Source organism: Methanothermobacter sp. EMTCatA1, assembly GCF_002356395.1.
Taxonomy (GTDB): domain Archaea; phylum Methanobacteriota; class Methanobacteria; order Methanobacteriales; family Methanothermobacteraceae; genus Methanothermobacter; species Methanothermobacter thermautotrophicus.
Genome location: NZ_AP018336.1, coordinates 949521 through 969243 on the forward strand (window position 1 = coordinate 949521; position 19723 = coordinate 969243).

16 protein-coding genes, 2 tRNA genes and 1 CRISPR repeat array (1 of these 19 running past the window's edge) are annotated in these 19723 nt (G+C 48.7%); of the genes, 10 read left to right on the top strand and 8 right to left on the bottom strand.

The window, feature by feature from the left end; translation table 11 throughout:
• The first annotated feature begins 101 nt into the window (after window positions 1–101).
• The 4 genes from tuf (at window position 102) to tca_RS05060 (ending at window position 1978) form a co-directional block, all read left to right on the top strand.
• Window positions 102–1343 (top strand): translation elongation factor EF-1 subunit alpha, encoded by a 1242-nt coding sequence (gene tuf, locus tca_RS05045; protein ID WP_286708613.1) that lies wholly within the window; start codon window positions 102–104, stop codon window positions 1341–1343.
• A 34-nt stretch (window positions 1344–1377) separates the two neighbouring features.
• On the top strand, window positions 1378–1686 hold the full coding sequence (rpsJ, locus tag tca_RS05050; protein ID WP_010876685.1) for a 30S ribosomal protein S10: 309 nt from the start codon (window positions 1378–1380) through the stop codon (window positions 1684–1686).
• 81 nt (window positions 1687–1767) lie between these two features.
• Window positions 1768–1852, top strand: a tRNA-Ser gene (locus tca_RS05055).
• A gap of 41 nt (window positions 1853–1893) precedes the next feature.
• Window positions 1894–1978 (top strand) — tRNA-Ser (locus tca_RS05060).
• A 57-nt stretch (window positions 1979–2035) separates the two neighbouring features.
• On the opposite strand, the gene mtrA is transcribed toward tca_RS05060, so the two are convergent.
• Window positions 2036–2578, bottom strand: a complete 543-nt coding sequence (gene mtrA / locus tca_RS05065; RefSeq protein WP_286708614.1) for a tetrahydromethanopterin S-methyltransferase subunit A — start codon at window positions 2576–2578, stop codon at window positions 2036–2038.
• Window positions 2579–2722: 144 nt separating this feature from the next.
• Between mtrA and tca_RS05070 the strand changes: the two genes are divergently transcribed.
• From tca_RS05070 to tca_RS05085, 4 genes are all read left to right on the top strand, one after another.
• The gene (locus tca_RS05070) at window positions 2723–3352 is read left to right on the top strand and encodes a TetR/AcrR family transcriptional regulator (RefSeq protein WP_286708615.1); all 630 of its coding nucleotides are present in this window, start codon (window positions 2723–2725) and stop codon (window positions 3350–3352) included.
• A 94-nt stretch (window positions 3353–3446) separates the two neighbouring features.
• Complete coding sequence (locus tca_RS05075) at window positions 3447–3914, top strand: TIGR00288 family NYN domain-containing protein (RefSeq protein WP_286708616.1); 468 nt, start codon at window positions 3447–3449, stop codon at window positions 3912–3914.
• A 2-nt stretch (window positions 3915–3916) separates the two neighbouring features.
• Window positions 3917–4360, top strand: coding sequence for a universal stress protein (locus tca_RS05080; protein WP_286708617.1), 444 nt, complete (start codon window positions 3917–3919; stop codon window positions 4358–4360).
• Between the two features lie 11 nt (window positions 4361–4371).
• Window positions 4372–4782 carry a transcriptional regulator gene (locus tca_RS05085; RefSeq protein ID WP_286708618.1) on the top strand — a complete coding sequence of 137 codons (411 nt, stop codon included), beginning with the start codon at window positions 4372–4374 and terminating at the stop codon, window positions 4780–4782.
• Window positions 4783–4898: 116 nt separating this feature from the next.
• On the opposite strand, the gene pscS is transcribed toward tca_RS05085, so the two are convergent.
• The 6 genes from pscS to hypD are packed head-to-tail and all read right to left on the bottom strand — an operon-like array spanning window position 4899 to window position 10585.
• Window positions 4899–6032 carry an O-phospho-L-seryl-tRNA:Cys-tRNA synthase gene (gene pscS / locus tca_RS05090; protein WP_286708619.1) on the bottom strand — a complete coding sequence of 378 codons (1134 nt, stop codon included), beginning with the start codon at window positions 6030–6032 and terminating at the stop codon, window positions 4899–4901.
• Complete coding sequence (locus tca_RS05095; RefSeq protein ID WP_115891998.1) at window positions 6019–6543, bottom strand: NTPase; 525 nt, start codon at window positions 6541–6543, stop codon at window positions 6019–6021. Before tca_RS05095 ends, pscS begins: the two co-directional genes overlap by 14 nt.
• A gap of 10 nt (window positions 6544–6553) precedes the next feature.
• Window positions 6554–7552, bottom strand: a complete 999-nt coding sequence (locus tag tca_RS05100; RefSeq protein ID WP_211305645.1) for a radical SAM protein — start codon at window positions 7550–7552, stop codon at window positions 6554–6556.
• Window positions 7553–7567: 15 nt separating this feature from the next.
• Window positions 7568–8860 carry a TldD/PmbA family protein gene (locus tag tca_RS05105; protein ID WP_115891997.1) on the bottom strand — a complete coding sequence of 431 codons (1293 nt, stop codon included), beginning with the start codon at window positions 8858–8860 and terminating at the stop codon, window positions 7568–7570.
• 4 nt (window positions 8861–8864) lie between these two features.
• A complete protein-coding gene (locus tca_RS05110) occupies window positions 8865–9530 on the bottom strand; it encodes a phosphoglycolate phosphatase (RefSeq protein ID WP_115891996.1) in 666 nt (221 codons plus the stop codon).
• A gap of 8 nt (window positions 9531–9538) precedes the next feature.
• Window positions 9539–10585 carry a hydrogenase formation protein HypD gene (gene hypD / locus tca_RS05115; RefSeq protein WP_048175671.1) on the bottom strand — a complete coding sequence of 349 codons (1047 nt, stop codon included), beginning with the start codon at window positions 10583–10585 and terminating at the stop codon, window positions 9539–9541.
• A gap of 95 nt (window positions 10586–10680) precedes the next feature.
• Between hypD and tca_RS05120 the strand changes: the two genes are divergently transcribed.
• Window positions 10681–11622, top strand: coding sequence for a calcium/sodium antiporter (locus tca_RS05120; RefSeq protein ID WP_286708620.1), 942 nt, complete (start codon window positions 10681–10683; stop codon window positions 11620–11622).
• Between the two features lie 83 nt (window positions 11623–11705).
• On the opposite strand, the gene tca_RS05125 is transcribed toward tca_RS05120, so the two are convergent.
• The gene (locus tca_RS05125; RefSeq protein WP_286708621.1) at window positions 11706–16133 is read right to left on the bottom strand and encodes a CARDB domain-containing protein; all 4428 of its coding nucleotides are present in this window, start codon (window positions 16131–16133) and stop codon (window positions 11706–11708) included.
• 214 nt (window positions 16134–16347) lie between these two features.
• Here tca_RS05125 and tca_RS05130 point away from each other — a divergent pair, with 214 nt between their 5' ends.
• A complete protein-coding gene (locus tca_RS05130; RefSeq protein WP_286708622.1) occupies window positions 16348–16995 on the top strand; it encodes a hypothetical protein in 648 nt (215 codons plus the stop codon).
• Between the two features lie 107 nt (window positions 16996–17102).
• Window positions 17103–19723: direct repeats of the CRISPR family, unit length 30 nt; unit sequence ATTTCCATACTATTCAGTCTATTTTAAAGC; it runs 2231 nt beyond the window's last position.

A 19723-nucleotide genomic window follows, 5' to 3' on the forward strand; every position in this document is an offset into this window, starting at 1 on the left:
TATATAATTAAAAAGAATATAGGAAATTACCTTAGACAAACAGCATGCCCATTTGCTGGATCTAAAAAATCAGGCTAAACCATCATATATGGAGGTATATTATGGCTAAAGAAAAAGAACACATGAACCTGGCGTTTATTGGACACGTAGACCACGGAAAATCCACACTAGTGGGACACCTGCTCCTGCAGGCCGGAGCAATCGCCGAGCAGCAGTTAGCTGAAGGTGAAGACAAGTTCAGGTTTGTCATGGACAGGCTCTCCGAGGAAAGGGAAAGGGGAGTTACAATCGACCTTGCACACGCCAAATTCGAAACAGACAAGTACGAGTTCACAATCGTGGACTGCCCTGGACACCGTGACTTCGTTAAAAACATGATCACAGGTGCGTCCCAGGCAGACGCAGCAGTCCTTGTTGTCGCAGTGGACGACGGTGTAATGCCCCAGACAAAGGAACACGTGTTCCTATCAAGAACACTTGGTATAAACCAGCTCATAGTCGCCATCAACAAGATGGACCTCGTCAACTACGACGAAGAGAAATTCAACGCCCTCAAGGATGAGGTTGCAGCCCTCATCAAAACAGTGGGTTACAAGCCAGGCGACGTTGAATTCATCCCGCTCTCCGCCTTTGAAGGGGACAACATAACATCAAAGAGCGAAAACACCCCATGGTACAAGGGTAAAACACTCGTTGAAGCCCTCGACGACCTTGAAGCACCTGAAAAACCTGTGGACCTTCCACTGAGGATCCCTATACAGGACGTCTACTCCATCACAGGTGTCGGTACAGTTCCAGTGGGACGTGTCGAGACCGGTGTCCTTAAGAAGGGTGAAAACGTCATATTCGAACCAGCAGGTGTAAGTGGAGAGGTTAAATCAATCGAAATGCACCACGAAATGATCGAACAGGCAGAACCCGGTGACAACATAGGTTTCAACGTCAGGGGTGTCGGTAAAAACGACATCAGAAGGGGAGACGTTGCAGGACACCTTGACAACCCACCAAAGGTTGCCAAGGAGTTCACAGCACAGATCGTTGTTCTCCAGCACCCGGGTGTCATAACAGTGGGTTACACACCTGTATTCCACTGCCACACAGCACAGGTTGCCTGTACCTTCCTTGAACTGGTGCAGAAAATGAACCCTGCAACAGGTCAGGTGGAAGAGGAAAACCCTGACTTCCTGAAAACAGGTAACGCTGCTGTTGTGAAGGTCAAACCAACCAAGCCACTGGTCATCGAGAAGATAAAGGACATCCCACACATGGGAAGATTCGCCATAAGGGACATGGGACAGACAGTGGCTGCTGGAATGTGCATAGACCTCGTACCAGCAAAATAAACCCACCTCTTCCCTTTTTTACAGGAGGATTTAAATGCACAAAGCAAGGATTAAACTGACAGGGACAGACCCTGAAAAACTGGCATACGTCTGTGACCAGCTCAAGAAGATTGCTGAAAGGACAGGCGTGGACATGTCAGGCCCAATCCCCCTCCCAACAAAGAGGCTCGTGGTTCCAACAAGGAAATCCCCCGATGGTGAGGGAACCGCTACCTGGGAGAAATGGGAGATGCGGATCCACAAGAGGCTTGTGGGTATAGAGGCTGATGAAAGGGCCATGCGTCAGGTCATGAAGGTCAATGTGCCTGACAATGTCAGCATTGAAATTGAACTCAAAAGTTAACTGGGGTGTAAACCCCTCTAACTAAATTCACCACCAAAAACTATATAAATAAGAGTTTATCAATCTCTTTTATCTGATACTGCCGGGATAGCCTAGCCAGGTAAGGCGCGGGACTTGAGATCCCGTGGAGATTCTCTCCGCCTGGGTTCAAATCCCAGTCCCGGCGCTTAAAAAAAACTTTTTTCTGAACTGAAATCTAACTGTTCTGCCGGGATAGCCTAGCCAGGTAAGGCGCAAGACTGGAAATCTTGTGGAGCTTTGCTCCTCCTGGGTTCAAATCCCAGTCCCGGCGTGAAAATAGGAGGAAGTGACCGCCTTCTGGTGGCGGTCAGACCCTTAAAAAAAATAATCAGGTGTTTTCTTCTGAATCCCCTTTTCCTATCTCTGGAACCTTTAAAATGAGGGGTTCCTCTTCCATTGCACCGGAGTCATGAACCACACATTCCTGGATCCTTGCAGCTATTGAATCTGGATCCTCAACATCAACCATGTCCACCAGTTCAACCTGTCTCCGGAACCTCTCTATGGCCTCCTCCGGCATGTTCTCAATGTAGGGTATTGCACCGGTTGCACCGATGATCCTACCTGTTTCCAGATCTACACCATTGCTGTGGAGGGCCTTCATGGTCTGGCCTGTGATGTGCCCCATTACCTCTGCACCGCATACAACAAGGAAGCGCAGGTTAGGGTTTGCAATAACGTTCCCAACAACCTTCTCTATTCCAAGGTTCTCTGTGTGAAGTGGACCTGAAATTGCAGCACCAGCCTTCACGGGCTCATCTTCCATGTGTGACCCGAGGGTGACAACCGCAACCGGGCTTTCTTCATCGCCAACCACATAGTCCCCAACTATGTGTGGCCAGTCTTCAGGTACGGGTTTCTTTTCAGCCATAAGAAACACCTCTTTAACCGTCAGTTAATTTTTAACCTTCGGTTAAAATTTAACTTGTAGTTAATGACATATAAATCTTCCGGTGCAAAAATGTTTTAAAATACTGGAACAGATATTCATAGAGATATAGAATGGTGAATCCACATGGCCCCATCAAGACGCGAACGTGAACGGGAAAGGAGACGTGAACAGATAATAAGGGCGGCAGAGAAGGCATTCTTTGCACGGGGATACGACAGAGTGACCATGGATGAGATAGCCGAGGAGGCAGAGGTCAACAAGGCCCTCCTCTACTACTACTTCAAAAACAAGGAATCCCTCTTCTTCGCAGTGAACCTCTACGGTGTCCGCATACTCCACAGCATGTACAGAAGGTGCCTGGAGCTCGACACAGATGGATACGGTAAGGTCAGGGCCATGGTGGAGGCCCTCTACAGCTTCTCAAAGGAGCACCCCGACTACTTCAGGATATACTGCTACAGTGGCACCGAGAGGTTCGAGCTGAGTGAAAGTGAGGATGCGCGGGAGATAGTGGACCTCCGTACCGGAATGTGGAGGCTCATGGTTGAGGCCATAATGGAGGGCATGAATGACGGAAGCATCCGCAGCGACCTGGACCCTGTGGAGCTATCCATATACATCCATACACTGGCCATAAATGCCCTGAACCTTGATTTCACATCCAGGATGGTCCTGGAGGCCAGGAATATCAGCAGGGACAGGTTCTGGGAGGACCTTGAGGTTTTCCTTGAATCCGCCCTCAGGTCCTCATAAAATAACATCGAAACTCCTTCTCAACAGCACCACATAACTATATAAGTTTTTAGATACATAAGGGTATTAAAAGTTAAAAAGAGGAACGGATGAAATGGATAATGACGATAACTTTGTGATAATAAACAACAGCAGAAAGTATAAAAAGAGTCTTGGACTCCTTGTTGATGGTCCAAACATGCTCAGAAAGGAATTCTGTTCAGACCTTGAATTTGTAAAGAACCTCCTCTTTGACAGGGGAAACCTCAAAGTAGGAAAGGTGCTACTGAACCAGTACGCCTCAGATAAGCTGATAGAGGCCGTTGTGAACCAGGGCTTCTCACCCATGATAGTTGCGGGTGATGTGGATGTTCAGCTTGCAGTTGAAGCCTTTGAACTCATACACAACCCCAACATCGATGTGGTTGCCATTATGACAAGGAACGCCGACTTCCTCCCCCTCATAAACATAGCAAAGGAGAACGGTAAGGAGACCCTGGTCATAGGTGCAGAGCCAGGTTTCAGTATAGCACTCCAGAACTCAGCAGACGACTCCATAATCCTTGGAAGCGAAGGGGTGTAGAGGTGTACCGGCGAATACTGATACCTACAGACGGCTCAGAGGACGCCATGAAAGCAACCCGGCACGCATTCCACATGGCAAGGATGAGCAGGGCAGACATACTGGCTATAAGTGTCGTTGACACTTCCTACAGGAAACTCTGGGACGAGGATATCAGCAGACGCCTCGAGGAGATACTGAAAAAACAGTCAGAGAAGGCAATATCCCTCCTTAAGGATGAATTCAGCTCTCAACAGGAGCGGGGCTATATGACAGAAACCCGTCTTGATACGGTTATACTTGAGGGTAACCCCGCAGAGGTGATCCTCGAGGTCATGGAGGACGAGGACGTGGACCTCGTTGTAATGGGCAGCTCAGGCAAACACGGCCTTGACCGTATAATATCCGGAAGCATAACACGAAAGGTTCTTAAATCAGCCACAAAGCCCGTGATGGTCGTTAGTTAACGGTGATTATAATGATAGGTAAAAGGACACTGGATGATGAGAAACTTGCAGTGATAACCTTTACAGGACCATTCAGTAAAACACTTGAGGTCCTTGAAGAGGTTTCAGACTTTGTATCATCAGATGATAAAATTGAAGCTGACGGTGACCCCACAGTAATCTTCTACACAGCACCCCTCAAGGACGAGGGAAGATACGATGTGGGCATACCTGTAAAGGGCGAATCTGAGGGTGACGGGAAGGTGAAGATAGTCACAATCCCGGGTCATACTGTGATATTTACAGAATACTCAGAAGACCGTGAGGAGGCCTACAGAAAGCTCATAGACTACGTCGAGGACAAGGGACTGGACGTAATAGGTGCGCCGCGGGAGGTCCTCCATGGAGATGTGAGGGAGATCCAGTTCCCTGTGGTCCTCTAAATGTTACCTCACATCATTGAGAACAGCTTACTGGAATCAGCTCTAATTTTCCCCCTTACTCTTCTTTCATAGAAAGCAACATTCACTGTTCTATTTTCAATAAACTAAATCTAAACTCACCGGTTCTCCTCAACTATATCCCGGAATGAGTCAACCACGTACTGAACCTGCTCCTCTGTCATTCCATAGATGCTGCACTTGAACCACTTTGTCTGGCCCCTCCTTATTCCAACTATACCCCTCTTCTTAAGTTCCTCATAGAGGAAAAAGCCCTTCCTTGGATGTGAAGCCGCTATCTCATGGAAAACAGGGGTCTCAAACCTCACGAGATCATGTTCCTTGGGTCTCACACCCAGCTGCTCTATACCCCCGATATCCTCAAGTTCAGAGACAAGGTAGCGTGTCTTCTTAACCTCCTCGTTCCAGCGTGAAACCCTCTCCCTCACATAGGGCAGAGAGGCCATGAGGGTTGCCAGTGGCGCTCCACGTGATGTGCAGCCCAGGAGTTCAAGCTCCTTCTTCTCATGCCTCCCTGACCTCCTGAGCACAGTGTCCTCCCACTCAGATCTCATCCCCAGCACACCTATAGGCCCAGAGGCCGCCATGCTCTTGTGACCGCTCCCAACAACGAAGTCAACCCCGAGTTCCCTGAGGTTAACCGGGAGCCTTCCCATGGAGTAGGCGCAGTTCAGGAGTAATGGGACCCCCAGCTTCCTGCAGACGTCCGCCACGCCAGGTGCATCTGTCAGGTTTCCGTAGTTACCATCTACATGGGTCAGCACAGCAAGTTTAACCTCAACCCTGTCGATGGTCTCCTCAAGAACCTCCCTGTAGGCTTCGGGTGTTACCTCATAGCTGGGGTGTCCGGTTGATGGCACCTCAACGATTTCAAGGCCGTTCCTCTCAGCTGCAAGGTGTGTTGTGTAGTGGGCATTTCCATCAACAACAACGGTGTCACCCCTCTCACAGAGTGCATGCATCACCGCAAATTTACCCTCCCTTGCACCATGAACCGTCCTCACGGCATCGGAGCCTGTGAAGTCTGCAAGGTCATCAAGGAAGCAGTTTATGGCGGGCCTTGTGACCTGGTCCAGCCTCCCATCACAGTAGTCACAGACACTGTAACCATCCCCGAATTCATGGAGGGCCTTCCTTGCAGCAGCGGGGAGAACACCGCCACGCTGGAGGGGGTTGAGGTTGAGGTTATCCCTTTCAAGTTTTCTTGTAAGACCATAATCAGCGCATTCCATAATAATCACCAAGTAAGTCAATTATCCTCTGGTAAACCCTGTCCCGTTTTTCAGGATCAACAACAAATACCCTTATGTCCTCCCTCTTTTTTATACTTTGAAGGGTTTTCCTGTGTACCGCTGCAATGAGGAGGACGTCAGAGCTGAGGACCTCGTCTACCGTCCTCCTGAATTCCCGGCTCTTAAGCTCCATGGGGCCGATTTCGTCTATGATTATGCAGTCATCCTCCAGCATGGCCCTCCGGATTGCAGGGACAGCCAGTTCATCCATGACCCCCACATTTACACCGTACCTTCCAATACTGGGGCCCTCTGTTTCAACTGAGGCAAGGAGGCCCCTCCTGCCCGATGCTATGTCAACGACCTCAAATCCCCACCTTGAACCACCCACCCTCACCTCAGGTGTTATGATCCCCCCAACCGAAAGACCCATGCCCTCAAGGTAATCCCTCAGCCTTCCAACCATGGTGCTCTTCCCGCTGCCGGGTCTCCCGGTGATCAGTATCTTCATCAGATTCCCCCTAGATAAGGTTTTCAAGGCCTTCACTCATGGCCCATCTTCTGGCCTCCTCCAGCTCCTCAATGTAGAGGGGACGGTTGATCTCAGGGTAAGCTGAAGCCCTGTAGAGGGGCCGGTACTGGCCCATTATGTTCATTACAGTGTCTGTTCCCAGGTTCTCTGCGACCCATGATATGATGGGCTTCGTGCAGCACTCCAGGTGCCCTGGAAGCACCAGGTGCCTTATTATCATATCCTCACCTGCTATCATGAGGTGGTTCCTGGATACGACCTCAAAGTAGTTACCGGCACCTGCCAGTCTCTCTGCACATTCACTGTTGCCGAACTTGAAGTCCGTGAGGTAGAGGTCTGCAGCACCCATTATGAGCCTGAGGGATTCCCTGGTCATGTACATGTTACTGTTCCATACGACAGGCACACTGATGGAAACCCTGGATAGAACCCTAAGGATATATGGAAGTGCTGGTGTCGGGTCTCCGCCCACGAAGTTGACGTTTGCTGCCCCCATGCGCCTCCTCTCCTCTATGAGCGCTGCAAGTTCATCCACCTCAATGTGTCTGCCTGCAGAGGGGTTCTGGGATATGTCCCAGTTCTGACAGAAGACACACCGCAGGGTGCAGCCAGAGAAGAATATGGTATGGCTGGGTACAAGGGGGGTCTCCTCCCCGTAGTGCAGGAACTCCGAGGCCACCCGTGGCTCCATGACACCGCAGTGTCCCTGCTCCCTGTGGCGGTTAACCTTGCACCTCCAGGGGCACAGTGAACACTCCCCCAGGATCCTTTCAGCGATTTCGATTTTAAGATCAAGGAAGGACCTTTCACATGATCCTGAACACTCTATGCCCTTCTCTATCCTTTCATGTTCCCTCCAGAGTTCAGACATCCCTGAGGTTTCATGGAAGGATGCCGCTGTCCTGGCGGCCACCATGAAACTGGCATCCGTCCTACCGTCCCTCACAGAGAGGTAGTGGTGAAGTGCATCCTTCAGTGACATGATCATGAGTGATAAAGGCGGTTACCCTGTGACATGAACATCCTCAACCATGAGGGGCGCGGTTACAAAGCCCCCCACCTGTCTCCTTTCAAGGTCCGTTGATGAGACCTTCATCATGAGCTCAAATATGTTCCCTGAGAGCATTGCCTTCTTAACAGGTGTGAATTCCCCTGAGTCCACCATGAACGCATTGTTGGCCTCCACCGAGAAGTCACCGGATATTGGATTTGCTGTGTGGGCTCCAAGGACATCTGTGACAAAGATCCCCCTGAAGTCGTCCAGTGGCACTGTGCTGTCAAATTCAAGTATGAAGTTGGTGGTTGAGACAGTCGGGACCTCCATGTAGCCCCTCAGGCCATTACCTGTGCTATCAGCCCGCCCCTTTGATGCTGTGTATATGTTATGCAGGTATCCCCTCAGAATTCCATCCTCAACAAGGGCTGTCCTCTGGGAGGGTGTCCCCTCACCATCAAAGGGGGCTGATCCGAGGCCCCCCTCAAGGGTACCGTCATCGTATACTGAGAGGCCCTCACCTGTGACCTGGCTTCCAATCCTATCTGCCAGTACGGACCTCCCCCTCTGGACGTTATCTGCGCTGAATGCACCTGCGAATGTTCCAAGGAGTCCTGCTGCTGCATGATAGTCCAGGAATGCCGGGATCCTGCCGCTTTCAATACTCCTGCCCCCCATCGAATCCCTTGCAATCCGGCAGGCCCTTCCAGCTACCCATTCAGGGTTGATGTCAAGTTTGCAGGAGGAGTCTGATTCGTAGGCGGTTGTCTTCATGCCATTCTCCCCGGCTGTCACAGATATGTGGGCTGAGAACCCTGTTGAAGATGATGACGCCTCAACACCCTCCGAGTTTATGATGAATGTTTCAATCCTGGATGCGGTGAACCCGCCGCTGGTGGGTTTGCATCCCTCCTCCAGGACCCTGTCGATCATTCTACCGGCCATCTCCACGGAGTCCTCAACTTCAAGGTCATCGAAGGACCTGTCATGGATCCCCTTCACCGATGGATATGTGGAGGGTTCAGAGAACCCGAAGTTCTCATCAGGATCTGCAAGCTGGAGGTTCTGGGCCGCCATCCTCACAGCCACGTCCACCCCATCAGGATCCGATGTGTAGGCAAATCCCATCCGCCCCTCCTTCAGGATGCGGATGCCTATCCCTGTCATGGATTCAATTTTCCCGAAGTCTATGAGGTCACGCTGGATCTCAACCTCCAGTGTCTTCTCCCTCTCAATGTAGACCTCAGCCATCTCACCATACCTTAATGCGAGTTTAACCGCCTCTTCACCAATCCCGAACATCAGCTCACCACCCCATGAATCTCCTGACCGCCTCTGCAACCCCTTCTCCATGGGCTGCGGAGGTCACATAATCTGCCATCTCCCGCAGTTCAGGGTCTGCATTTGCAACCGCAACCCTGAATCCAGCAGCCTCAATGAATTCCAGGTCATTTTCACTGTCACCTATGGCCATGACATCCTCCATTCCTATCCCCCTGGATTCAAGCAGGATCTCCAGGGATGAACCCTTATTCACTGAGGGGTCTGTCAGGTGTATGGCAAAGCCGGTATCATAGACCTCAACATCAAAATCCCTGAGGGCCTCCCTGACAGTATCTGCAGGTACGTCCCTGGTCAGTGCTATCTCCGACACCCTGAGGTCAGAGAACTGGACCTTCCGGACAGGATAAATCCCTTTGAGGTGACTGTAGGCCATCTCAGCCTTACTTATATCACCCAGGACCCTCACCTCATCATTGATGTGCAGTACACCGCCATTTTCAGCCACAACCCCTCCGCTGGTCCCTATCAGGACCGATGTTGCCATTGCAAAGCAGAGGATGTTACCGGTAACCATTATAACAGGCACCCCTGCCTCCTCGGCACCCCTGAGGGCATTCACAGCCTCCAGAGACAACCTCCTTTTTTTGTCGGTTATTGTGCCGTCGATGTCAACTGCAATGGCCCTCATCCTGACACCTAGAATGAGCTGTACCTGTAGGCTATGTTACAGGTGCCCTCCCTTGACACCATGCATGCCCCGATGGGACTGGTGGGGGTGCACTCATTCTTGAAGAGTTTGCACTCCTCTGGCCTTGCAACACCCCTCAATACAGCACCGCAGATGCATCCCGCCGGTGTATCAACCGTATCTTCAACCTCTATATCGAATTTCTCCCGGGCATTAAATTCAGAGAACTCATCCCTTATCTCATAGACTGATTCGGGTATGACCGGGAATCCCCTCCACTCCCTCTCGGTTACCTGGAAGACCTCATCCATCACCTTCTGGGCCTTGAGGTTACCCTCGGGTTTCACGGCCCTCTTATACTCGTTCTCAACCTTTGCCTCCCCCCTATCGATCTGTCGGAGTATCATGTAGACCGCCATGAGTATATCCAGGGGGTTGAAGCCCGCTATGACCTGGGGTATGTTGTAGTCCCTTGAGAAGGGCTCATAGGGTTTCATGCCGATTATGGTTGACACGTGACCTGGTTCTATGAGGGCGTTGAGGTTCACCTCACCTGACTCTATGAGAAACCTGAGGGCGGGTGGTATGAGCCTGTGGCATGAAAGAACCGAGAAGTTCTCAGGTGGTCCTGAGAGTATCTCCGAGGCTGTTGTTGGCGCCGTGGTCTCAAATCCCGCTGCCATGAATACGACTTCCCGGTCAAGTTTCCTTGCTATCTCCACTGCGTTGCCCACACCGTAGACTATCCTGACATCCGCACCGTCCGCCCTGGCATCCGCGAGGGATCCCCTGGAGCCCGGTACCCGGAGCATGTCACCGAAGGTTGTTATGGTGACACCCTGCCTTGCAAGTTCAATGCACTCGTCGATTTCCCTTGCCGGGACACAGCAGACCGGACAGCCAGGACCAGCGACCACCTCCACCTCCTCAGGAAGGAGGGACCTTACACCATGCTGCATTATTGTGTGCTCATGTGACCCGCATACATGCATTATCTTAACTGGACGTGATATCTCCTGTATCCTTGAAACCAGTTCCCTTGAAAGATTCTTCATAAGACCACCATTACACTTAAAGATCTATTTATCACGATCATATATATATGGAGGATACCAAAGGATTATGTTTTATGGGGGAGAGAAGTTTAAACATGTCAGTTATCATCCTCCTCTTCCTCTTCACTGTCTCACTTATTGGCGTTATAAAGTCGGCCGACATATTCGTGGATCGGATCGTTGATATCGGTAGGGGCCTGGGGATATCCCAGATAATACTGGGGGTGACAGTCGCCGCTGCAGGGACTTCCCTTCCTGAATTTGGATCGGCACTGATATCCGTCCTCACAGGAAACCCTGATCTCGGTGTGGGTGTTGTCATAGGATCAAATATATGGAACATAGCCGGCATCATAGGCATATCAGCCATCCTTTCATGTGCGGTTACAACAAACCGGGATGAGATCCGGAGGGATGGTCTTTTCGGGCTTCTGAGCATACTCATCCTCACATTCTTCATGCTCATGGGGCCGGTTGGACCCCTGACTGGTGTCGTGCTCCTTGCACTCTACGGTGTTTACCTCTGGGTCCTCATAAAAAAACAGAGGGGCTACTATACTAGCCACCTCATGGATCATGGCGAGGTTGATGCTAAAACCATAATATCCGCCATCCTGGGATTCATTGGTCTTGTGGTGTTCTGCAGAATACTCGTATACAGTGCCGTTGGGATCGCTGAGATCATGAATGTTCCTGAGATGATAATCGGTCTTTTTGCCCTCGCAATAGGCACAAGCCTCGCTGAACTGGTCGTTGCTGTTAACTCTGCAATGAAGCGTATGTGCAGCCTGTCCCTTGGAACCGTCCTGGGGAGCAACATATTCAACATCCTGATAGGCATCGGGGTTCCATCCCTCTTTGTTAAGATCCCTGTTGAGCCCCTATCCCTCATTCTTGACGCTCCGGTGCTCATGGGGGTGACAGTGGCCGTCATGTACTTCATGTGGACTGATATGGAGCTCAGGAGGGTTGAGGGGGTTGCACTGGTAGCATTTTACCTGGCATACGCTGTACTTAGAATAACACTTACACGGTAGGTTTAATGTGCTCTTTAAGATGCACTTAGAATAGCACTTACACAGTAGATGGATACCAAAATAAAAAATGAAGGGAAATTTTTTTATCTTCTCCTTGCTATGGCTGAACCTGCAGCTAGAAGCAGCAGGCCTGCCATGAGTGCAGCTACCGGAGCACCCGTTGGCTGCATCGGTACCCTGCCAGGTGAAGGTCCTGGACCCGGTGTGGGTTCTGTGACCTCGATATCGACCTCTGTCGTGTTGTTGCCGCCGCTTGATGAGCCTGAGCTCACCGTTGCCACGTTGATGAATGTGCCACGCCTTATCATCTGGACCACTATTTCAAGGACTGCGCTTGAACCTGATGGCAGGTCTCCTATCAGCCATACGCCGGTTACCGGATTGTATGATCCCACAGTGGCGCTGGATGATACGTACCTCATTGAATCTGGTAGCCTGTCAACCACTGTTGTGTTGAGTGCAGTATCAGGTCCATTGTTTGTCACCGTTACTGTGAATTTCACGTTCTGTCCGAGGCGTACAGCCCTCCTATCAGCCGTCTTGGTGATGGTGAGCTCTGCCCGTGGGTTGACTGTGAAAGTGGCGTTAGCATCCCTATCAGGGTTCGGATTGTACGTATCAGACGTGACATTGGCAATATTGGTCAAGGTAGTGTTACTCACAACAACTCTGCCTATAATCTCCATAGTCGCCACATTATCCCTCACCGGTGAACCAACAAGCCACACACCAGTACCCGCATCATAGGTTCCCTGTGAACGACTGTGACTCAGGTAGCCAAGACCTGCAGGTAACCCGTCATGAACAACAACACCCGCTGAATCATCAGTATCCATATTGGTAACTGAAACCACGAACCTCACAGTATCATTGAAGTCAACCACCGTCTCATTAACCACCTTATCTATCACAAGATAAGCAGCCGGTGGGATGGTCACTGTGACGTTTGCAGTGTTGTTTTCAGGGTATGGATCGAACTGATCCCCAACTGCCTGAACCCTGTTTATCAGTTCACCTGTGGTGTTCACAAGGACCGTGAAGTTGAGGGTTGCTGATGCACCGTTTGCAAGGTCTCCAACTATCCAGATGCATGCAAGGGGATAGCAGATACCCTGTGAAATTGCATGTGACTGGTAGACAAGGCCCTCTGGAAGCATTTCTGTTACCGTAACCCCTGTTGCATCGTCGGGTCCATTGTTCGTAACCGTCACAAAGAAGGTTATCTGCTCACCGAAGTTCGGTGTGCTGTTTGACACCGTCTTTGTGATTGATATATCTGATGATGGGTTCACGGTGAGTAGAGCAGTTGCATTGTTGTTTGAGAGCAGAGGGTCGTACTCCTCGGCTGATGCATTCACGTAATTCGTGAATATGCCTGCGGCATTTGCAATTACCTCAAGCACCAGGGTTGCTGATGTGCCATTTGCAAGGTCTCCAACAGTCCAGAGCCCGCCTGCGAAGGTTCCCTGTGAGGCGCTGTGACTGAGCAGTCCGAGTCCTGGTGGTAGTATATCCGTTACAGCGACACCTGTTGCATCGTTCGGTCCGTTGTTGGTGACAGTGACCGTGAAGTTTGTTATCTGTCCATTGTTGATTGGTGTCAGGAGGACCGTCTTCTGTACCGCGATATCAGCCACGGCCTCTGCATTTAATAGCCCAGCAGCATGGTTGTTGGTCAGGTCAGGGTCATACTCGGTGCTCGTGACTGAGACCGTGTTTATCATCTCACCCGTGGCATTGACAAGCACGGTGATGTTCAGTGTCTCTGATGCACCGGGTGCCAGTGAATCAACAGTCCATACATTGAATTCCAAGAAGTAGATACCCGCGGATGCATCGTGGGACTGGTAGACGAGGCCTGATGGCATTGTATCAACGGTCCTCACAACCGTGGCGGTGTCCGGTCCAAGGTTCGTTACCGTTATGTAGAATACCACGGTGTCACCGAAGTCTGGTGCTGTGTTGCTGACGGTCTTCGTGATCTTAACATCCGCGCTTGGCCTCACATCAACTGTAACCGCATCAACGTTGTCTCCGGGTAGTGGATCTGGAAGCTCTGATGATACGTTGACTATGTTTGTCTGGAAGCCTGCCTGGGTTGCCCTTACAATTAGTATGAGGGTTGCCTGGAACAGGGCCGGTAGTGAGCCAACCTCCCAGACGCCAGTTGTTGTGTTGAAGGATCCCTGTGTAACCGTGTATGATATGATTGAGAGTCCTGCAGGCAGGAGATCTGAGACCACGACATTTGATGGTGTGTCTGGACCCGCATTCCTCACGATCACCGTGAAGGTGGCGGTTTCCCCGTTATTTATAACAGGTCTGTCAACGGTCTTCTGGATGCTAAGGTCTGCTGATACCGCTTTAAGGGTTGATACCGCATCATTGTTGGTCCTGTCAGGGTCGCGCTCATTACCGGTGACTGATACTGTGTTATTTGAATCACCTGTTGTGTTAACAAGGACTGTGAGGTTCATCAGGGCTGATGCCGCGTAATTCAGTGCTCCGATGTACCAGACACCGGTTGTGGCATTGTAGGTTCCCTGTGTGACACTGTGACTGAGGTAGACAAGGCCCGGTGAAAGTATATCTGTGACGGTTACACCTGTGGCGTTGCTCGGTCCGAGGTTTGTGACAGCAACCGTGAAGGTCACAACGGATCCAAAGTTTGGTCGCGGGTCGCTCACTTGTTTCACTATACGCAGGTCAGCCACCGGGATTCCCACCACCTCGGCGGTGTCATTGTTGTTATCCGGGTTGGGATCAAAGTTTGGTGATGTGATATTTGCAAAGTTTGTCAGTGATCCAGTTGCGTTGACCCTGGCTATTATTGTGAGTGTTGCTATTTCAAGGTAGTTCAGTGCCCCCACATTCCATGTGCCCATGTAGTAGGAGCCCTTGGATGGCGTCGCGCTGATGAGTATCAGTCCAGCCGGCAGAACATCCTCCACCACAACCCCTGCTGCGTTATCAGGTCCCCTGTTGCTCACAGTGATTGTGTACTGAATATTTTCACCCACATAGGGTTCCGGATTGTTAACAGACTTGTCTATGGTGAGGTCTGATGCCGGTGGAGAATTCAGGGTTGCTGATGCGTAGTTGTTTGCCATGTCGGGGTCAAAGACGTCACCTGTCACGTTGGCGTTGTTGACAACTGGTCCTGTTGCTGTGACCGTGGCTGTGATGTTCAAGGTTACCGTCTCGAAGTATCCGAGGTTTCCTATGGTCCATATACCTGTGGTGCTATTGTAGGTTCCCCTAGATGCAGTTGCTGATACGAAGCTCAGCTGTGGTGGTAGAAGATCCGTTACATAAACGCCGGTGGCATTGTTTGGGCCGTAGTTCACCACGGTGATTGTGAATCTGACGGTATCGCCAATGTTGGGTGCCGTGTTATTGGCCGTTTTTGCAATTGCAAGGTCGGCCCTCTCAAGTGCCCTGATGGTGATGTTCTCACCGAAGTCTGAGTTGTAGTGGTAGCTTGAACCGCTCCTGTCTGTTATGAGACCTAAGAGCCTGGTCACCCCTGCGCCGGTAACGTTGAACAGCCAGACAGATACAAAGTTTGTCTGACCCGGTGCGTCAAGGCGTACATTGTTGCTGGTGTTTGGTCCGTAGGTCACCGTTACGTTGATGGGCTGGATAATTGCCGGGTTGTAGTTGGTTAGTGGAAGGTTAACGATATCATATCCGGCTGATGCCGTTGTTGATACGACTGTGACTGCAATCACGTCTCCAATGGCCGGTGCCGGGTTACTCACAGTTATGGATACCACGTCATTACGGTTCTGTGAGATAAGTTTCTCAACATAGAGTGTTCCGTTTATGGTGTCAGCGGAACCCGTGTTCGTCCCGCCCACCGTCACCGTATAATTCCTGGACGTCAGGTAGGCAAGTGAATTCCTTGATACCTCCACAAGGTAGAAGACATCCACCGTTGCACCCGGTGCTATATCACCCAGGTACTTGCTGGCTGTTTCATTCGCCGCGAGGTAGACGTAGGGATTGGTTGAAGTGAATGTGAGGTTGGCTGTTACATTAGTTGCGGTGGTCAGGGCATCGTTCCTGACACGTATCTGGATGAGGTACTGGTTGGGGCCGACGTTCACATTGTTATGGTCAAGCCCTATGATGTCCCATGAACCCTTGGTCAGGTTCAGGGTTCCGAGCCTGAAGTCGGCAGTGGCTCTTCCTGACTCATCAAGAGTCACCGTCTTTGAAGGTACCACATGCCCCGCTGCAAGAGCTGAGACAACAAATGTCCGGTCAGGTGACTGGAAACTCACAGAGTAACTTCCATCAGAACCCGTTACCCCTGATGCTACAGTAGAGCCATCCATGGAGGCCACATTTATAACTGCGCCCTCAAATGGATCTGTACCGTTACACTGAGTAACAGTACCTGTTATGAGTGCATTAGAATCAGTCTGATTATCAGAGTCTGCGGCACTTACGGTTCCCACTGCAAGAACCAGAAGAAGAAGCGAAAGTGCCAGTGTAAATCTCTTCATTTTTCACCCCCCTTTCAATTTTTTTACACGTTTATCTATTCTGTTCATGGAGATATTTATAATCTTCTAATAATTCCCGGAAAGACAAAAAAATGAGGGATGAGGCACTAAAAACCGGTCAGAATTATATGATCTTGCAGATGACATATACATCAGATGGTCAATATATGGCCATATCGAATGGAATTTATAGATGGTCATACAATCAAACTGTATGAAGGCTGTGGTTTTCATTGGGAGGGGGCTCAGGGAATACATTGATATGTTCAACCTGGACCCTTTAGAACTCGAGGGGACGAGGATCCTCGACTGTGCTGCAGGTGTGAGTTCATTCAGGAGCGAAATGCATGACCGGGGATTCAATGTAACTGCACTGGACCCCCTGTACAGGAGGACACCCGATGAAATTAAAAAAATGGCATATGAAAGCTTCAGGAGATACACTACGAACCACAGAGACTTTTTAAGGGATTTAAAGGTGGATGGAAGACCCGTTGAAGATTACAGGAGGATGGTACTCAGCAGGTTCCTGGATGACTATAAAAGGAACCCCTCATGGTACATAGCCGGCGAACTCCCGGATCTTCCCTTTGAAGATGGAGAATTTGACCTGGTGGTATCTGCAAATTTCCTTTTCCTGTATGAGGACCTGCTGGACTACAGTTTCCATGCTGAATCTGTGAGGGAGATGCTCAGGATCGGGAAAGAGGTTAGAATATTTCCTGTGTACAATATACACAGAAGAAAACGTTCTGTACACCTCAAACCGTTGATGGATGAATTTAATGATTATGACATGAAGATAAGGAAGGTTAAGTACCATGAGGAGACCGGCTGTAATGAAATGTTAATCATAAAATAAGATCTAGGTCAACCGGTTCTATTATTCGTTATAGCTTTATATTACGAATATAAGTTTTGTCACTTCTATATTGTTATTAAAGCAATAACATGACACGCCGTTAGTTGATTCCCATACTATTCAGTCTATTTAAAGCGGACTTTATCGTGTACTTAAACTCATAGCACAGATACATTTCCATACTATTCAGTCTATTTTAAAGCAATTCTGGTGGCTCCAGGAACTCCAAGTACTCAACGTATTTCCATACTATTCAGTCTATTTTAAAGCACTGCTTGCATACATACTTATGTAGCTACTACTATAATTTCCATACTATTCAGTCTATTTTAAAGCTATATTGCCCTGTGCTTCCAGTCATCGATATTCACCAATTTCCATACTATTCAGTCTATTTTAAAGCTCTTTTTTCTATGTTTCTTTTTTCTGATTATTTCCACCATTTCCATACTATTCAGTCTATTTTAAAGCTGTCTTGTTCTCAGCATTCCATTCAGCATCCGTTGGTGTATTTCCATACTATTCAGTCTATTTTAAAGCATTGATGACAGGGTGGTGTCAAGTTTATCAAGTTTATATTTCCATACTATTCAGTCTATTTTAAAGCCCACATTCGACGCCGGAACAGCAGGCACTATGACCGATTTCCATACTATTCAGTCTATTTTAAAGCCGGGGTTGTCCTCTGTCTTCCTGTTTCTGCTGAAGAGATTTCCATACTATTCAGTCTATTTTAAAGCAGAACCCGGCACACCCAATTCATGAATAACCTCTTCAATTTCCATACTATTCAGTCTATTTTAAAGCCTGATCCCCTTGAAGAGGGGAGAAAATGAAATTGAAGATATTTCCATACTATTCAGTCTATTTTAAAGCGGGCCTTGAATGCATTGTATTCTGTGTCAGGGTCATTATTTCCATACTATTCAGTCTATTTTAAAGCTCTACGAGGAAGTCGCCCGACCCATCACGATCATTAATTTCCATACTATTCAGTCTATTTTAAAGCCGCCATCAGATGGCTCCTCCTGGAATCCCGTGAGGGCCATTTCCATACTATTCAGTCTATTTTAAAGCTCGCCCACGATGATCCAAAAAGGGAAGCCCGCGCAATCAAATTTCCATACTATTCAGTCTATTTTAAAGCGTGACTGCCCCTGGAGCAGACCACGCAGACTCCGCAATTTCCATACTATTCAGTCTATTTTAAAGCCCATTCAGATGAATATAGCGATGAAGAGCTGAATAGGAATTTCCATACTATTCAGTCTATTTTAAAGCGAAGCTGACGAATTCTATTACATAGCAATTAGGCGCAGATTTCCATACTATTCAGTCTATTTTAAAGCCCCATTTTTCCTATCTCCATTCTTTTCACCTCTTCAAATTTCCATACTATTCAGTCTATTTTAAAGCTTCGACTATTATCTCTCCCTTGGCCCTGAGAGGAGTATATTTCCATACTATTCAGTCTATTTTAAAGCCCTCATGAGGACCTGCTACGAGGCAGGGCGCAGGGCCTTATTTCCATACTATTCAGTCTATTTTAAAGCGCTTCTACGTCATCAACTACTACATCCTGCAGCAGTGATTTCCATACTATTCAGTCTATTTTAAAGCACGTAAAGGTATAGGCGGTCGTCATCGACCACCCTTTATTTCCATACTATTCAGTCTATTTTAAAGCAGGAACTCCTGAAAGGGAGAGAAGGATACGTTGAACAATTTCCATACTATTCAGTCTATTTTAAAGCCTCCGAGAAACAGGCCAGGTCATCACACGGGAGTACAATTTCCATACTATTCAGTCTATTTTAAAGCTCTTCTATCTGCGCTGACAGGAGGTCAGCGAGTTATTTCCATACTATTCAGTCTATTTTAAAGCCATAGTACCCTGCGATCTGCCCGCGCGGGAACGCGGAATTTCCATACTATTCAGTCTATTTTAAAGCAGACAAGCCTACAAGCCAAAACTCCACCAGAACGTCTATTTCCATACTATTCAGTCTATTTTAAAGCGGGTCTTCCCCAACCTGATTGTACTGGCTGATCGCCCATTTCCATACTATTCAGTCTATTTTAAAGCATGATCTGCTTTGTTGAAGACATGTTTCACGTTCACGATTTCCATACTATTCAGTCTATTTTAAAGCGATCACTGATATGCATGGAGTTACAAGGACTGGACTCAATTTCCATACTATTCAGTCTATTTTAAAGCCCGATGACCCACTACCACTCCGTGAATGGTATACCGGATTTCCATACTATTCAGTCTATTTTAAAGCCAGCCTGACAGCAAACGACAAACCAATGAACTGTCACATTTCCATACTATTCAGTCTATTTTAAAGCCTAACGCTACGCGGTAGAGATCTACCGCGTAATCTTATTTCCATACTATTCAGTCTATTTTAAAGCTCAACAAGGTTTGAACCTATATCCTTGATGTAGGAGATTTCCATACTATTCAGTCTATTTTAAAGCGGAATATGGCCTGTTTGAGGAAGGGTTTATGTGGAATGATTTCCATACTATTCAGTCTATTTTAAAGCTTATGGGGTGACATATTGAGTTTTATTGACAGGAATTTCCATACTATTCAGTCTATTTTAAAGCCATTTTGAGGGTGTCAGGTTTTCCCTTTCCACCCTCCATTTCCATACTATTCAGTCTATTTTAAAGCGCAACAGAGATAACATTTGACGGAGAGGCCATCCCAATTTCC

Bases quoted from the DNA above. Each gene is read 5' to 3' on its own strand.
- tuf (WP_286708613.1), top strand. From the start codon at position 102: ATGGCTAAAGAAAAAGAACACATGAACCTGGCGTTTATTGGACACGTA.
- rpsJ (WP_010876685.1), top strand. From the start codon at position 1,378: ATGCACAAAGCAAGGATTAAACTGACAGGGACAGACCCTGAAAAACTG.
- mtrA (WP_286708614.1), bottom strand. From the start codon at position 2,578: ATGGCTGAAAAGAAACCCGTACCTGAAGACTGGCCACACATAGTTGGG.
- tca_RS05070 (WP_286708615.1), top strand. From the start codon at position 2,723: ATGGCCCCATCAAGACGCGAACGTGAACGGGAAAGGAGACGTGAACAG.
- tca_RS05075 (WP_286708616.1), top strand. From the start codon at position 3,447: ATGGATAATGACGATAACTTTGTGATAATAAACAACAGCAGAAAGTAT.
- tca_RS05085 (WP_286708618.1), top strand. From the start codon at position 4,372: ATGATAGGTAAAAGGACACTGGATGATGAGAAACTTGCAGTGATAACC.
- pscS (WP_286708619.1), bottom strand. From the start codon at position 6,032: ATGGAATGCGCTGATTATGGTCTTACAAGAAAACTTGAAAGGGATAAC.
- tca_RS05095 (WP_115891998.1), bottom strand. From the start codon at position 6,543: ATGAAGATACTGATCACCGGGAGACCCGGCAGCGGGAAGAGCACCATG.
- tca_RS05100 (WP_211305645.1), bottom strand. From the start codon at position 7,552: ATGATCATGTCACTGAAGGATGCACTTCACCACTACCTCTCTGTGAGG.
- tca_RS05105 (WP_115891997.1), bottom strand. From the start codon at position 8,860: ATGTTCGGGATTGGTGAAGAGGCGGTTAAACTCGCATTAAGGTATGGT.
- tca_RS05110 (WP_115891996.1), bottom strand. From the start codon at position 9,530: ATGAGGGCCATTGCAGTTGACATCGACGGCACAATAACCGACAAAAAA.
- hypD (WP_048175671.1), bottom strand. From the start codon at position 10,585: ATGAAGAATCTTTCAAGGGAACTGGTTTCAAGGATACAGGAGATATCA.
- tca_RS05120 (WP_286708620.1), top strand. From the start codon at position 10,681: ATGTCAGTTATCATCCTCCTCTTCCTCTTCACTGTCTCACTTATTGGC.
- tca_RS05125 (WP_286708621.1), bottom strand. From the start codon at position 16,133: ATGAAGAGATTTACACTGGCACTTTCGCTTCTTCTTCTGGTTCTTGCA.
- tca_RS05130 (WP_286708622.1), top strand. From the start codon at position 16,348: ATGAAGGCTGTGGTTTTCATTGGGAGGGGGCTCAGGGAATACATTGAT.